The organism is Novosphingobium huizhouense, from assembly GCF_020179475.1.
Taxonomy (GTDB): Bacteria; Pseudomonadota; Alphaproteobacteria; order Sphingomonadales; family Sphingomonadaceae; genus Novosphingobium; species Novosphingobium huizhouense.
The window spans coordinates 195,933-209,605 of the sequence record NZ_JAILXZ010000003.1 but is presented as its reverse complement, the minus strand read 5'-3'; the positions used below and the strand labels follow the sequence as shown (position 1 = coordinate 209,605).

At 68.5% G+C, this 13,673-nt stretch carries 10 protein-coding genes; 8 read left to right on the top strand and 2 right to left on the bottom strand.

Going from position 1 to position 13,673, the window contains the following annotated elements:
- Positions 1-112: 112 nt before the first annotated feature.
- The 6 genes from K3A85_RS12935 to dnaA all read left to right on the top strand — a co-directional run bounded on the left by K3A85_RS12935 (position 113) and on the right by dnaA (position 8,312).
- Entirely contained in the window at positions 113-1,078 is a 966-nt protein-coding gene (locus K3A85_RS12935) for an Mrp/NBP35 family ATP-binding protein (protein ID WP_404822934.1), read from the top strand.
- 5 nt (positions 1,079-1,083) lie between these two features.
- Positions 1,084-3,369 carry a xanthine dehydrogenase family protein molybdopterin-binding subunit gene (locus K3A85_RS12930; RefSeq protein WP_225206939.1) on the top strand — a complete coding sequence of 762 codons (2,286 nt, stop codon included), beginning with the start codon at positions 1,084-1,086 and terminating at the stop codon, positions 3,367-3,369.
- The gene (gene hemH, locus K3A85_RS12925; protein WP_225206938.1) at positions 3,369-4,391 is read left to right on the top strand and encodes a ferrochelatase; all 1,023 of its coding nucleotides are present in this window, start codon (positions 3,369-3,371) and stop codon (positions 4,389-4,391) included. Before K3A85_RS12930 ends, hemH begins: the two co-directional genes overlap by 1 nt.
- A gap of 73 nt (positions 4,392-4,464) precedes the next feature.
- Positions 4,465-5,889 (top strand): cytochrome P450, encoded by a 1,425-nt coding sequence (locus K3A85_RS12920; RefSeq protein ID WP_225206937.1) that lies wholly within the window; start codon positions 4,465-4,467, stop codon positions 5,887-5,889.
- 205 nt (positions 5,890-6,094) lie between these two features.
- A complete protein-coding gene (rpsT, locus tag K3A85_RS12915) occupies positions 6,095-6,355 on the top strand; it encodes a 30S ribosomal protein S20 (protein WP_225206936.1) in 261 nt (86 codons plus the stop codon).
- A 571-nt stretch (positions 6,356-6,926) separates the two neighbouring features.
- A complete protein-coding gene (dnaA, locus tag K3A85_RS12910) occupies positions 6,927-8,312 on the top strand; it encodes a chromosomal replication initiator protein DnaA (protein ID WP_225207352.1) in 1,386 nt (461 codons plus the stop codon).
- A gap of 1,078 nt (positions 8,313-9,390) precedes the next feature.
- On the opposite strand, the gene hemF is transcribed toward dnaA, so the two are convergent.
- Positions 9,391-10,266 carry an oxygen-dependent coproporphyrinogen oxidase gene (gene hemF, locus K3A85_RS12905; RefSeq protein ID WP_225206935.1) on the bottom strand — a complete coding sequence of 292 codons (876 nt, stop codon included), beginning with the start codon at positions 10,264-10,266 and terminating at the stop codon, positions 9,391-9,393.
- Between the two features lie 45 nt (positions 10,267-10,311).
- Here hemF and pdeM point away from each other — a divergent pair, with 45 nt between their 5' ends.
- Entirely contained in the window at positions 10,312-11,010 is a 699-nt protein-coding gene (gene pdeM, locus K3A85_RS12900) for a ligase-associated DNA damage response endonuclease PdeM (protein WP_225206934.1), read from the top strand.
- 132 nt (positions 11,011-11,142) lie between these two features.
- Positions 11,143-11,664, top strand: a complete 522-nt coding sequence (infC, locus tag K3A85_RS12895) for a translation initiation factor IF-3 (protein ID WP_225206933.1) — start codon at positions 11,143-11,145, stop codon at positions 11,662-11,664.
- An 80-nt stretch (positions 11,665-11,744) separates the two neighbouring features.
- Here the strand turns inward: infC and K3A85_RS12890 are convergent, their stop codons facing one another.
- Positions 11,745-13,556, bottom strand: a complete 1,812-nt coding sequence (locus K3A85_RS12890; protein WP_225206932.1) for a lysozyme family protein — start codon at positions 13,554-13,556, stop codon at positions 11,745-11,747.
- Between the last annotated feature and the right edge of the window lie 117 nt (positions 13,557-13,673).

Sequence of the window (13,673 nt, the reverse complement as noted above, 5' to 3'; positions counted from 1 at the left end):
ATAGGGGCGCCGCGCGCGAAAAACAGTGTCTCGCTCCCAAAATTCCTCTGCTAGGGCACTGCCCCGAAGGACGCCCCCCAAGGGTCGTCGGGCAGGAAGGACAGGGACGGGCGTGAGCCTCGATGGCAAGACGCTGCACGATGCGGTGCGGCAGGTGGCGGGCAATCGGTTGCAGTCGGCCACGGTGAAGGGGGACGTCGCGACGATCGTGCTCGACGTCGCCGGCATGGAGCGGCTGGCGCGCGACAAGCTCGACCTTGCCGTGCGCGACGCCGCCAAGGGCGCGGGCGCCGCCGAAGTGCGCGTCGCGATGACCGCGGAAAAGCGCAGCCCGCCGCTGATCCTCGCGGTCGGCTCGGGCAAGGGCGGCGTCGGCAAGTCGACGCTTTCGACCAACCTCGCCGTCGCGCTGTCGCGCGCGGGGAAGAAGGTCGGCCTCGTCGATGCCGACATCTACGGCCCCTCGCAGGCGCGCCTGCTGGCGACCGAGGGCCTGCGCCCCACTGCCGAGGGCAACAAGCTGCACCCGGTGCAGAGCCCGTGGGGCCTGCCGCTGCTGTCGATGGGGCACCTCGTCCAGCCGGGGCAGGCGATCGCCTGGCGCGGGCCGATGGCGGGCAATGCGCTCGGCCAGCTGACCGATGCGATCTGGGGCGATGTCGAGCTGCTGGTGGTCGACCTGCCGCCCGGCACGGGCGACGTGCAGCTGACCATGCTGCAGAAGCACAAGCCGGCAGGCGCGGTGATCGTCTCGACCCCGCAGGACCTCGCGCTGATGGACGCGACGCGCGCGGTGCAGCTGTTCGAACAGGCGCACGTCCCCATCGTCGGCCTTGTCGAGAACATGGCCGGCTATGTCTGCCCGCACTGCGGCGAGGAGAGCGATCCGTTCGGCCAGGGCGGGGCGGAAGCGGCGGCCAAATCGATGAACCTGCCCTTCCTCGGGCGCATTCCGCTCGATCTCGCGATCCGCCAGGACAGCGATGCCGGGCGGCCCCCGGCGGCGGGCGAGGGGCCGCAGGCCGATGCCTTTGCCGCAATCGCGCAAGGCGTGATCGCCTGGCTCGACCAGCGGTAGGCCCCGTGCGGCTGACCCGGCGCGGCCTGCTGATCGGCGCGGGTGCGACAGGCGGCCTGCTGCTCGCGTTCCGGCTGGTGCCGCGCCGCTACGCGAGCCCGCTCGCTGCCAGCGAGGGCGAGCGCGTGTTCGACAGCTTCATCCGCCTCGCGCGCAATGGCGATGTCGGCGTGGCCGTGCCGTTCTGCGAAATGGGGCAGGGGATCGCCACGCTCGCCGCGCAGATCGTCGCGGTGGAGATGGGCGCCGACTGGAAGCGCATCGGCGTCGAGCCCGCGCCGGTCAGCCCGGTCTATGGCGATGCCGTGCTCGCCGCGCGCTGGGCGCCGCTCTGGCTGGGCCTCGCGCCATCGCTCGCCGATCGGCCGGACGCGCTCCTCGCCCGCCTCCATGCCGAGCGCGAGCCGCTGCAGATCACGGCGGAGGGCACCGCGCTCGCCGCGTTCGAAGCGCCGTTGCGCGAAGCCGCCGCCGCGGTGCGCGCGGTGCTGTGCCAGGCCGCCGCGGCGCAATGGGGCGTCGGCTGGGAAACGCTCGATGCGCAGGGACACGCCGTCACCGACGGCAAGCGCCGGCTCGCGTTCGACAAGCTGCTTGGCACCGCCGCCGGGTTCGACCCGCCCGACCCGCCGGTGCTGCGCGCGCAGCCCCCGCGCGAAGAGCCCGGCGCCTTTCCCGAAGGCGCGCGCCCGGCCTGTCCCCGGCTCGATCTTCCGGCCAAGGTCGATGGCAGCTTCGTCTTTTCCGGCGATGTGCGCCTGCCCGGCATGGTCCACGCGGCGATCGCGATGGGGCCGCAGGGCGACAGCGTGCTGGCAAGCTACGACAAGCAGGCCGCAGCGCAAGTGAAGGGCCTCGTCGGCGTGGTCCACGCCAAGCGCTGGCTCGCCGCCGCCGGCACCACCTGGCACGCCGCCGACAAGGCCTTGAAGGCAATGGACCCGCGCTTCAAGGCGGCGGGCCGCATCGCCGACAGTTCCGCGCTCGACACCCGCCTCGACGCGGCCTTGCGCAAGGGCGCGGCGACGCTCATCGCCGCGCAGGGCGACCCCGACGCGCTGCTCGCGCGCCCTTCGCTTTCCGTCCGCTACGATGTCGAACCGGCCGTCCACGCCCCGCTCGAGACCGCCACCTGCACCGCGCGGCTGGAGGAAGGGCGGCTCGAGCTATGGCTGGCGACGCAGGCGCCCGAACTCGCCCGCCGCGCCGCCGCGCGCGCCGCGGGTGTCCCCTTGCGCGATGTGGTGCTCTATCCGCTCCATGCGGGCGGCAGCTTCGATGCGCGGCTCGACGCGCGCATCGCCTCGCAGGCCGCCGCCATCGCCAAGTCGCTTGGCCGCCCGGTGCAGCTGATGTGGTCGCGCTGGCAGGAATCGCTCGGCAGCTATCCGCGCACGCCCGTCTCGGCGCAGCTGTCCGCGGCGATGAGCCCGGACAAGCAGCGCCTGCTCGGCTGGCGCGCGCGGATGGCGCTGCCGGCCACCGCGATCGAATGGGGCACGCGCCTGCTCGGCGAAACCAGCATGCCCGCGGCGAAGGCCGCGGCGCGGGGCAAGCCCGATCCGATGGCCTGCGAAGGCGCGCTGCCGCTCTACGCCATTCCCGAAAAGGCGGTCGACCACGTGCCCGTCGACCTGCCGCTGCCCACCGCCCGCCTGCGCGGCGGGGCGGCGGGCTACACCGCGTTCATGGTCGAAAGCTTCGTCGATGAATGCGCGCATCTTGCCGGCGCCGAGCCGCTGTCGTTCCGCATCGGCATGCTCTCGGGCCAGCCGCGCCTCGTCGCCTGTCTGCAGGGCGCGGCGCGGATGGCGATGTGGGGGGGCGGTGCCGATGCCTCGGGCCAGGGGATCGCCTGCTGGCGGCTCGACCTCGCCGCGCCCGAAGGCCCGCGCTCGGGCCATATCGCGGTGGTTGCGACGGCGCGGCAGGACAACGGCGCGATCCGGGTCGACCAGCTGTCCGCCTACGCCGACATCGGCCGCATCGTGAACGTCGACATCGCCCGCCAGCAGATCGAAGGCGGCCTTCTCTTCGGCCTCGCCCATGCGATCGGCGGCAGCACAGCCTATGCCGCCGGCCTGCCGCTGTCGGGCCGGCTGGCGCAGCTCGGCCTGCCGCTGCTCGCCGATTGCCCCAAGGTCGATGTTGTCTTTGCAGACTCGGCGGAGCAGCCGTTCGACCCCGGCGAGCTGGGCGTGGTCGTCGCCGCGCCCGCCATCGCCAATGCCCTGTTCTCGGCCACCGGCGCGCGCCTGCGCCGCCTTCCCCTCCTGTCCGAAGGTTTGTGATGACCGCTTCGCATCTCCCCGCCGATCACCCGGTCGTGCGCAAAGGCAAGGTCGGCGTGCTGCTGGTCAACCTCGGCACGCCCGATGCGCCCGATGCGAAGTCGGTGAAGCGCTATCTCGGCGAATTCCTGTCCGACAGGCGCGTGGTCGAAATCCCCACGCTGCTGTGGCAGCCGATCCTGCGCGGGATCATCCTAAACACCCGGCCGAAGAAGAGCGCGCACGCCTACCAGCAGGTGTGGAGCGACGAAGGCTCCCCGCTCGCCGCGATCACCGCCGCCCAGGCGCGCGGGCTCCAGGCGCGCCTGGGCGATGCGGCGATCGTGCGCCACGCCATGCGCTACCAGAACCCGGCGATGGGCAAGGAGCTCGACGCCCTGCTCGAACAAGGGTGCGAGCGCATCCTCGTCGCGCCGCTCTATCCGCAGTATTCGGCCGCCACCACCGCCAGCGCGCTCGATGCCATGGCGGACTGGATCAAGGGCCGCCGGCGCCTGCCCGCGCTGCGCACGCTGCCGCCCTATCATGACGATCCCGCCGCGATCGCCGCGCTCCACGCCGATCTCGCCCGCCAGATCGGCGCGCTCGCGTTCGAACCCGAACTGCTGCTGCTCAGTTTCCACGGCATGCCCGAGCGGACGCTGCACCTCGGCGATCCCTACCATTGCCACTGCCGCAAGACCGCGCGGCTGATCGGCGAACGCTTCGCGCAGAGCCACCCGGCGCTGCGCGTCGCCACCAGTTTCCAGTCGCGATTCGGCCGCGCCAAGTGGCTCGAGCCGGCAACCGACGCGGTCCTGCTCGAGGAAGCGCGCAAGGGCACCCGGCGGGTCGCCATCGCCGCGCCGGGCTTCTCCGCCGATTGCCTCGAGACGCTCGAGGAACTGGCGATCCGCGGGCGCGACGATTTCCTCGCCGCCGGCGGCAGCGACTTCGCCGCGCTTTCCTGCCTCAACGCGGGCGAGGCGGGCCTCGACCTCATCGAAGCGCTCGTCCGGCGCGAACTCGCGGGCTGGATCTGACGCGTTCCCGGGCTTGCCTCTGCTGACATTCGTGTCATTAATGGGGCGATTAAATGCACCGGGAGACCTTTCGATGGCGAGCGTTCCTGCCCGCAGCTTCACCGACGTCACGGTCCAGTCCGAACGCGGCAACCCGCACTGGACCCGCCACCCCGGCGATGCCGCGCTCGATGCGATCCCGGGCGACGACGGACTGCCGATCGTGGGCACCACCTTCCGCCAGCTCGCCGACCCGATCGGCTTCGGCAACGCCATGCTCGCCAAGTACGGGCCGGTCTACCGCACCCGCAGCTTCGGCCGGCGCGGCGTCACCCTCGTCGGCCCCGACGCCAACGAGCTGGTCCTGTTCGACCGCGACAAGCTGTTCTCGAACGAGCAGGGCTGGGGCCCGATCCTCAACCTGCTGTTCCCGCGCGGGCTGATGCTGATGGACCACGAAGCGCACCGCATCGACCGGCGCGCGCTGTCGATCGCGTTCAAGCCCGAACCGATGCGCGCCTATTGCGGCCAGCTCAACGAACAGATCGCGCGCGGCGTCGACGCCTGGGGCAAGGGCGCCGGGGCCAATGGGGTCACGCAGGTCCGCTTCTACGACCTGATCAAGACGCTGACGCTGCAGACCGCCGCGGTCAGCTTCCTCGGCCTGCCGCTGGGGCCCGAGGCCGACCGGCTGAACAAGGCCTTCGTCGACATGGTCCAGGCCTCGGTCGCGCCGATCCGCCGCCCGCTGCCGTTCACCGCGATGGGACGGGGCGTCGCCGGGCGCAAGCTGATGGTCGAATACTTCACCCGGCTGGTGCGCGAACGCCGCGAGAAGCCGGGGCAGGACATGTTCAGCCAGTTCGCCCTCGCCACCCGCGAGGACGGCAGCCTGCTGGCCGAGGACGTCGTGGTCGATCACATGATCTTCCTGATGATGGCCGCGCACGACACGATCACCAGTTCGTTCACCACGCTCGCCTGGCACCTTGCGACTTCACCCGAATGGCAGGACAAGCTGCGCGCCGAGGCGCTGGCCGTCACGGGAGGTCCGGACCGCGCGCTCGCCTACGAGGATCTGGGCAAGCTCGAGCTGACCGACCTCGCCTTCAAGGAATCGCTGCGGATCATGCCGCCGGTGCCGGCGATGCCGCGCCGCGCATTGCGCGATTTCACCTTCCGCGGCCACCGCATTCCGGCGGGCACCGGGGTCGGCATCAGCCCGGCCGCGGTCCATGCCGACCCTGCGCTCTGGCCCGATCCCGACCGCTTCGATCCGCTGCGCTTCACCCCCGACAAGGTCGCCGCGCGCCACAAGTACGCCTGGGTGCCGTTCGGCGGCGGCGCGCACATGTGCCTTGGGCTCCACTTCGCCACGATGCAGACCAAGGTGCTGGTCGCGCAGATCCTGTCGCGCTATGCGCTCGAAGCGGCGCCCGGCTATGCGCCCAAGTGGCAGGCCTGGCCGATCCCCAAGCCGCGCGACGGCCTGCGCCTGTCGCTGCGCCGGCTGGGGTAGGGCTGCGCCGGCTGGGTTAAGGCTGCGCCGGCTGGGTTAAGGCTGCGCCGGCTGGCGTAAGGGGCGGCCCGCAGGCGCCGAATCTGTTGACCGCACCGCGGCTTGACGCTAAGGGCGCCGCTTTCCGGCGGGCTTTCCCCGCTTTCCATCATGATTGCATGGGCGCCTTTTCGGTGGCCCGCCAGAGGACACGAGACAGGAACACATGGCCAACACGCCGCAAGCCCGCAAGCGCATCCGCCGCAACGAACGTCGCGCCGAAATCAACGGCAACCGCCTCTCGCGCATCCGCACCTTCGTCAAGAAGGTCGAAGCCGCGCTCGAAGGCGGCGACAAGACCGCGGCGGCCGAAGCGCTCAAGGCTGCCCAGCCCGAGCTGGCGCGCGGCGTCGCCCGCGGCGTGCTCCACAAGAACACCGTGGCGCGCAAGATGAGCCGTCTGAGCAAGCGAGTCGCCGCGCTCTGATTCGCGCCGGCCTGCTGTTCGTGTCGGGGTGATGACCGGCGCGTTACGGCACAAAAAAAGAACATGGCCGGCGTGTCAAACGCCGGCCTTTTCTTTTGCGCGATTGTTTCAGGCGCGCGACTTTTGCGCGGATGCAACAAGTCGCGGAATTTCCGCGATTCGCGAATACTCTGCAGAAAAAGCATTGAAAATCAGCCATTTGATGGAGTTCTGCGGGCCAGAACCGAGTCAAGAAGGTTTATTTCAGTTTTTTTGCGCCGGGCCGCTTGCGCGAGTCAGCGAAGCGCCAATACACAGGACGGACCGGCAGCGGCGGGGGCCTTCTGTTTCGGCAGGGTAATCGTCTGGCCGGTGTCACGAAATCGCTTGAAGCAGGGTCCGGGGCGCGCTGGTGCGCGTCCGGGCAAGGGGTAGGTCGTGCCCGGTCTCCGGCGAAGGAGGCGGGCCGGAAAATGCGGGGCGGCGGCGCGTGAAGATTGACGAGTTCGGCATGGGCGGCGCCAGTCAGGCGGCGGGCGGCAACAAGACAACGGGACACGCCGGACAGGCGAAGAAGGGACGCGAAGGCACCATGATCGAGGACCAGGAAGCCCTGGATCTGGCGGCCGACTGGGCGGACATCAGCCAGGGTCTCAAGAAGGACCTGGGCTCGCAGCTGCACAGCCAGTGGATCAAGCCGATCCAGCTCGGCAGCTTCTGCAAGGACACCGGCACGCTCGACCTGTTCCTGCCGACCGAATTCTCGGCCAACTGGGTCGCCGATCGCTTCGCCGACCGGCTCAGCCTCGCCTGGAAGATCGCGCGCGCCGAAGTGCGCCAGGTGCGCATCACCGTCCACCCGCGCCGGCGGACCATGCCCGACCTGCGCGTCGCCGCTGCGTTCGAGCCTGCCGCCCCGGCGCGCGCGGTCGCGCCCGCGGTGGCCGAGACCGCGCTCGCCGGGCTCGATCCGTCGCTGACCTTCGCCGATTTCGTCTCGGGTTCGGCCAACGTGCTGGCGGTCAACGCGGCGCAGCGCATGGCCGCGCTCGAGACCCCGCAGTTCTCGCCGCTCTACCTCAAGGCCTCGACCGGGCAGGGCAAGACGCATCTGCTCCATGCCATCGGCCACGCCTATGCTGCGGCCAAGCCGGGCGCGCGGATCTTCTACTGCTCGGCCGAGCGGTTCATGATCGAGTTCGTCCAGGCGATGCGCTCGAACGAGATGATCGAGTTCAAGGCGCGGCTGCGCGGCTTCGATCTGCTGCTGGTCGACGACATCCAGTTCATCATCGGCAAGGCGAGCACGCAGGAGGAATTCCTCCACACGATCGACGCGCTGATGAGCGCGGGCAAGCGTCTGGTCGTGGCCGCCGACCGCGCGCCGCAGGCCCTCGACGGGGTCGAGCAGCGCCTGCTCTCGCGCCTGTCGATGGGTCTTGTCGCCGACATCCAGCCGGCGGACATCGAGCTGCGCCGCAAGATCCTCGAGCACCGCCTCGCCCGCTTCGGCAATGCCCAGGTGCCGGGCGACGTGATCGAGTTCCTGGCGCGGACGATCAACCGCAACGTGCGCGAGCTTGTCGGCGGGCTCAACAAGCTGATCGCCTATGCCCAGCTCACCGGCCAGCCGGTCAGCCTGAGCCTCGCCGAGGAACAGCTCACCGACATCCTCTCGGCCAACCGCCGCCGCATCACCATCGACGAGATCCAGCGCACGGTCTGCCAGTTCTACCGCGTCGACCGCACCGAAATGGCCAGCAAGCGCCGCGCCCGCGCGGTCGTTCGCCCCCGCCAGGTGGCGATGTACCTCGCCAAGGTGCTGACCCCGCGCTCCTATCCCGAGATCGGCCGCAAGTTCGGCGGGCGCGACCACTCGACGGTGATCCACGCGGTCCGCCTGATCGAGGAACTGCGCACCCGCGACGCCGACATGGACGGCGACGTCCGCACCCTCCTGCGCCAGCTCGAGGACTGAGTCGGCGCAGCTGCTAGGGTGCAGGGACCATTGCTCCCTGCACCTGCCGACGCCGGAAGCGACGGCGTCCCACCCGCCATCCTCCCCTGCAAGGGGAGGGGGACCACCCGCAGGGTGGAGGGTGCCGCGCAGCGCCAGCCCTCGAAGAAGGACGATCCTTCGACAAGCTCAGGATGGACGGAGTTGGCAGGCCAGCCCGTGCCCCGAGCCGCTCGGAGTTGGCAGGCCAGCCTTTGCCCCGAGCCGCTCCGGATGGACGGGCCAAGACACCAACGCCAGCCCCCAACTCCGCCCGCCCTGAGCCTGTCGAAGGGCCGCCCTTCCTTCGGCGCACCCCCCCGAAGCCCCCCGCACCCCGCGCCGCATCCACAACGCCAAAGCCGGAAGACGTCCCGGGAGCGCGAGGGGCCATGCCCCTCGCACCTCTCTTCTCTTCCTTCTCCGCGCCTCTGCGATCCCTGCGCGAACCCTCCCCAACCCATCTTGACATGACTAACCATATAGGTTATACGCCACCCCATGGACCGGGAGCGGCATGGCCGGCTTGCTCTTCGCTCCTTCGGGGTTGCGCCCATGTGGCAAGGCCCCGACGCGACCGGCGCGGGTCGGCGCTGCGGGAAGCCGGATCTCTCACCAGATGCGGCGAGCGGGGGCGTTAAGCCCCAAGTCCCTCAGGGCACACCCCAGCCAGTGCAACGGACGGGCGGATGTGGTGCGGCGGTCCAGCCGCGTGGCAGCGCTCCCATGAAGTCCGGTTCCGGTCCGGCCTGGCCCCCTCGCGCGGCCCTGCTTATCCCGGAACTTATCCTTAGGGACTCGCTACGGACCCGATGCGGCACGCGAGCCGTCGCAAGGGATACGAGCCCCCCGTCCGACCAAGGCCGAGCCGTGCGGGAAGCAACGCCCCGCCGGCCACTCGCCAGAGCGTTCACCGCCCTCCTTCGCGCAGCGCCAGGCAATGGCGCCCGCGCCGGTCGCGCAGGTCCGTATGGTTTCCCCAAGGCGCAAAGGTCCGGGTTCGCCGCCGGATGCTTTCGTGTGTGCGGCCTTGCGGGCGTTCGCTCGCGCGACGGTCCGCTCAGCTCCAGACCGCTTCGGGCGGCAGGCTCATCAGGATCGCGTCGATGTTGCCGCCGGTCTTGAGGCCGAACAGCGTGCCGCGGTCGTAGACGAGGTTGAACTCGGCGTAGCGGCCGCGCCATTGCAGTTGCTGCAGCTTGTCGGCCTCGGTGAACGCCATGCCCATCCGCCGCCGCACCAGCCTGGGGAACACCGCGAGGAACGCCTCGCCCACGTCGCGGGTAAAGGCGAAGTTGGCGGCAAAGCCTGCTTCGTCGGCGCATTCGAGGTGGTCGTAGAAGATCCCGCCGACGCCGCGATGGACCTTGCGGTGGGGGATGTAGAAGTATTCGTCGGCCCAGGCCTTGAAGCGCGGGTAGTATGCGGGATCGTGGGCGTCGCAGGCAGCCTTGTAGGCGGCATGGAACTCAGCCGTGTCCTCGGCATAGGGGATCGGCGGGTTGAGATCGCCGCCGCCGCCGAACCAGGCCTTGCTCGTCGTCAGGAAGCGGGTGTTCATGTGGACCGCGGGCACGTGCGGGTTGGCCATGTGCGCGACGAGGCTGATGCCGGTCGCGGTAAAGCCCGGGTTCTCCGCGCTCGCGCCGTTGATCGAGCCTGCGAATTCCTTCGAGAACGCGCCGCCCACGGTCGAGACGTTGACGCCGACCTTCTCGAACACGCGGCCCTTCATCAGGCCCTGCACCCCGCCGCCCCCGTTCTCCACCGGCTCGCCCTCGTGCTGGCGATCCCAGGGCGTGTAGGTGAAGCGCGCGTCGCTGCCCGCCTCGCGCTCGATTGCCTCGAACTCGGCGCAGATGCGATCCCGCAGCGATTCGAACCAGGCGCGGGCGGCGGCGGTCTCGTGCGACCAGTCGGTCTTGGGGCTGTCCATCGCCAAGCCCTTGCCAAGCAATCCCGCCTGCGGCAAGGGGCAGCCATGGTTCCCTTTTCGTTCGCAGGGCAGGAATGGCGCCTGGGCGCATCGCGCGCGCTCTACTGGGCCGAGGAGCGCGCGCTGCTCGTTGCCGACCTGCATCTCGAGAAAGCGAGCTTCTTCGCCCGCTTCGGCCAGATGCTCCCGCCCTACGACAGCCGCGAGACGCTGGGCCGCGTCGCCGACGCGGTACGCGCGACGGGCGCTGCGCGCGTGTTCTGCCTCGGCGACAACTTCCACGACGCCGCCGGGCCCGAGCGGCTCGAACCGCATGCCGCGGGGATGCTGGCGGCGCTCACCCGCAGCCTCGACTGGGTGTGGATCACCGGCAACCACGACGAGAAGGGGGGCGCCGCGCCCGGCACCTACGTGCCCGAACTGGCGGTGCGCGGCGTGATCCTGCGCCACGAGGCGAAGGCGGGCGAGCGCGCGCCCGAGCTGTCGGGGCACTACCACCCCAAGCTGCGCATCGCCGCGCGTGGGCGCCGGATCGCGCGCCCCTGCGCGGTGCTTAGCGAGCGCAAGCTGATCCTGCCCGCGTTCGGCGCGCTGACCGGCGGGCTCGATGCCGGCGACCCGGCGATCGTTCGGGCAATGCAGCCGGCCGCGGCGATCGACGCGCTGGTTGCGGCGGGCGAGCGGCTCGCGCGCTTCCCGGTTTGGCGCGATCCGCTGTGGCAGGAAGGCCGCGCTCCGGCTTGAACCGGAGGCGGGGCGACACCATCTCGCAAGACTGGGCCTTTATCTGCCGCGCCATTGTGATATGAGCGCGCGCACAGCCGCATTATCCGACCACGATCAGGAGAGTACACAATAGCACCCCCTCCCCGGCGCATGATGGCGCCCCCCGTCAAGAGCGGGCCTCGCTACAACCACATGATCAACGTGCCCAAGGTGCGCGTGATCGATGAAAACGGCGAAAACCTGGGGGTGATGTACACCCGCGAGGCGATCGAACAGGCGGCCGAAGTCGGCCTCGACCTCGTCGAAGTCTCGCCCAACGCCGATCCGCCGGTGTGCAAGTTCCTCGACGTCGGCAAGTTCCGCTACGAGGCGCAGAAGAAGGCGAACCTCGCCCGCAAGAGCCAGAAGACGCAGGAGATCAAGGAGATCAAGATGCGTCCGAACATCGACGACCACGACTACGACACCAAGATGCGCAATGTCGTGAAGTTCATCGGCGAAGGCGACAAGGTCAAGATCACCCTGCGCTTCCGCGGCCGCGAGCTCTCGCACCAGCAGCTCGGCATGAACCTGCTGCGCAAGGTGCAGGACGACGTCGCCGAAATCGCCAAGATCGAAGCCTTCCCCCGCATGGAAGGCCGCCAGATGCTGATGGTGCTGGCGCCGAAGTAAGGCCGACGTTGGCCAGTGCATGGCCCCGACGGGCGCCGGAAACGATCCGGCGCCCGTTTTTGTGAAGCCGTCGCGCGCGACTACAGGACGAGCAATTCGCCCGTAAGGTCGTGGGGCGGTGGAGCGCCGGGCAGGTCGAACTGCACGTTGTCGATGGCAAATCCGCTTGGCTCGTCACCAATGGTGTGTATCGCCCAGCCCCCGATCAAGGCATCGCCCTTGGCCACCACATCGAAGTGCTGGATGCCCGACTGGGTATTGGTCAAGCGGCCGAGCACCTTTCCGGTGGTGCTGTACCAGACCAGCTCGGTGCTGCGGATCGCATCGAAGTAGCCTGCGTCGAGCTGGAACTCCTTGACGCCAATGGTCTTGCCCGACGCGGGATCGACGAAGGTTGCCTTGATCTCACCGACAAATATCGGCGAGCCCGAAAGAACCGGGCTTGTCGGATTGGCCCCGTCGCCAGCAAGCTGGGCGCCGTCAGCGAACACGATGCCCTTGTCCTGAAACTGGTCGGTGATGGCGGTGCCAGTTGAAAACTCGTCGAAGGTCAACTTTACCGACTGGTCGTGGGCGATCGTCACCCCGAAATCGCCGGAGACGAATTTGTTGATCGTCACCGATCCACCGGCTCCATCGCTTATGGTCAGCTTCTTGGCTGCGGCATTGTAGTCATAGATCAACCCGTCATCGGCGACAGCGTGCTGCTGTGCATCGAGCGTGATCGACGCCGCGATATCCCGGTTCGAGAAGTAAGCCCGGTCGCTCTTGTCGGCCAGCAGGCCGCCGGTCAGGGTGGCGTGATCGCCACGCACGAAGATCAGGTTGTTGTGCGTTCCGTCGGACTTGTCTGTGACCGTATCGTTGCCAAGCCCGGTCACGACCAGGGTATCGACTTTCGCCTTGGCGCCGATGAGGACGGCCTCGCCATTGTCGGTGGCCGGCATGACCACATCTTTGAGCGACTGCTGCCCCTGGCCAAAAAGCGCGATCAGTTCGGCCTTGGCGGGAGCGTAGCTAGCCTCCCAGAACTTGGCGGTCTGGTTCTTGCCGAGCCCGCTTGCCGTGAACTTCGCGGTCACAGCCTTCTCGTTGACGAGAAGGTAGCGGAACGTGTTGAGCGCCTCGCCGCCGCCGTCGTCGTGGGCGGTTTCCGGAGCGTCCGGTGTGCCGTGGCTGTAGAGGCCGAATTCCTTGGCTTCCTCGATCCGGCGGTTTTCCAGGCCCTTCACGTTCTTGCCATTCATGCCGATGAGGATTTCGCGCCAGGCGCCCAGCCGATCACCCGCGTCAAGGTAACCCTTGAACGCCTTGCCCGCCAGGGCGGGTGAATTGTACACGATGTCGGATATCGCGATCGCCTCGAACGTGTTGGCGAGTTCCGGCGAATTGAGCCGCGTCACCAGCCCGGCCGTCTTGATGTTGCGGTCCACGGCAAGGTTCAGCAGGTAGTCCGCCTTGGTCTCGTCGATCGAAAGGTCCAGCGTATCGATCGCGCGATTGTCGAAATTGGCCTCGGCCTGATCGAGGTAGCTTTGTGCCGATGCCGTGTGGGCGGCATAGCCGTCTTTGTCCCCCGCCTTCATCGCCTTGGCGGCCAGCGCCAGTTCGCCTTCGCGCTTTGTCAGCAAATCTGCGATCTTGGTCAGCAGAGTCGTGTCGGCTTGCGACAGGGTATAGACATCCCCCAGATCAGACTGGATCTTTGAGTTGACCGAGAACGTCCCGGCCTTGTTCTTGATGAGCAGGGCGTAGCCGAAATCCACGGTCGGAATACCGACGTTGTCCTGATAGACATCACCCGTGAACTTGGTCGCCTCGCGGGCCTTGATGAAATCTGCCCGTAAACTTGCGAAATCGCCGAAGCCAGCGACAGATCGTCCATTGAGCATTTGGTCCCCCTCAAAATCCGTCAAGAATACGAAATTTTTGAAGCGACCTGTCGGCAACAGAAACACATCAAATGATTCAGGTCAATTTCTCCCGCAACGATTACGGCCAATCTATTG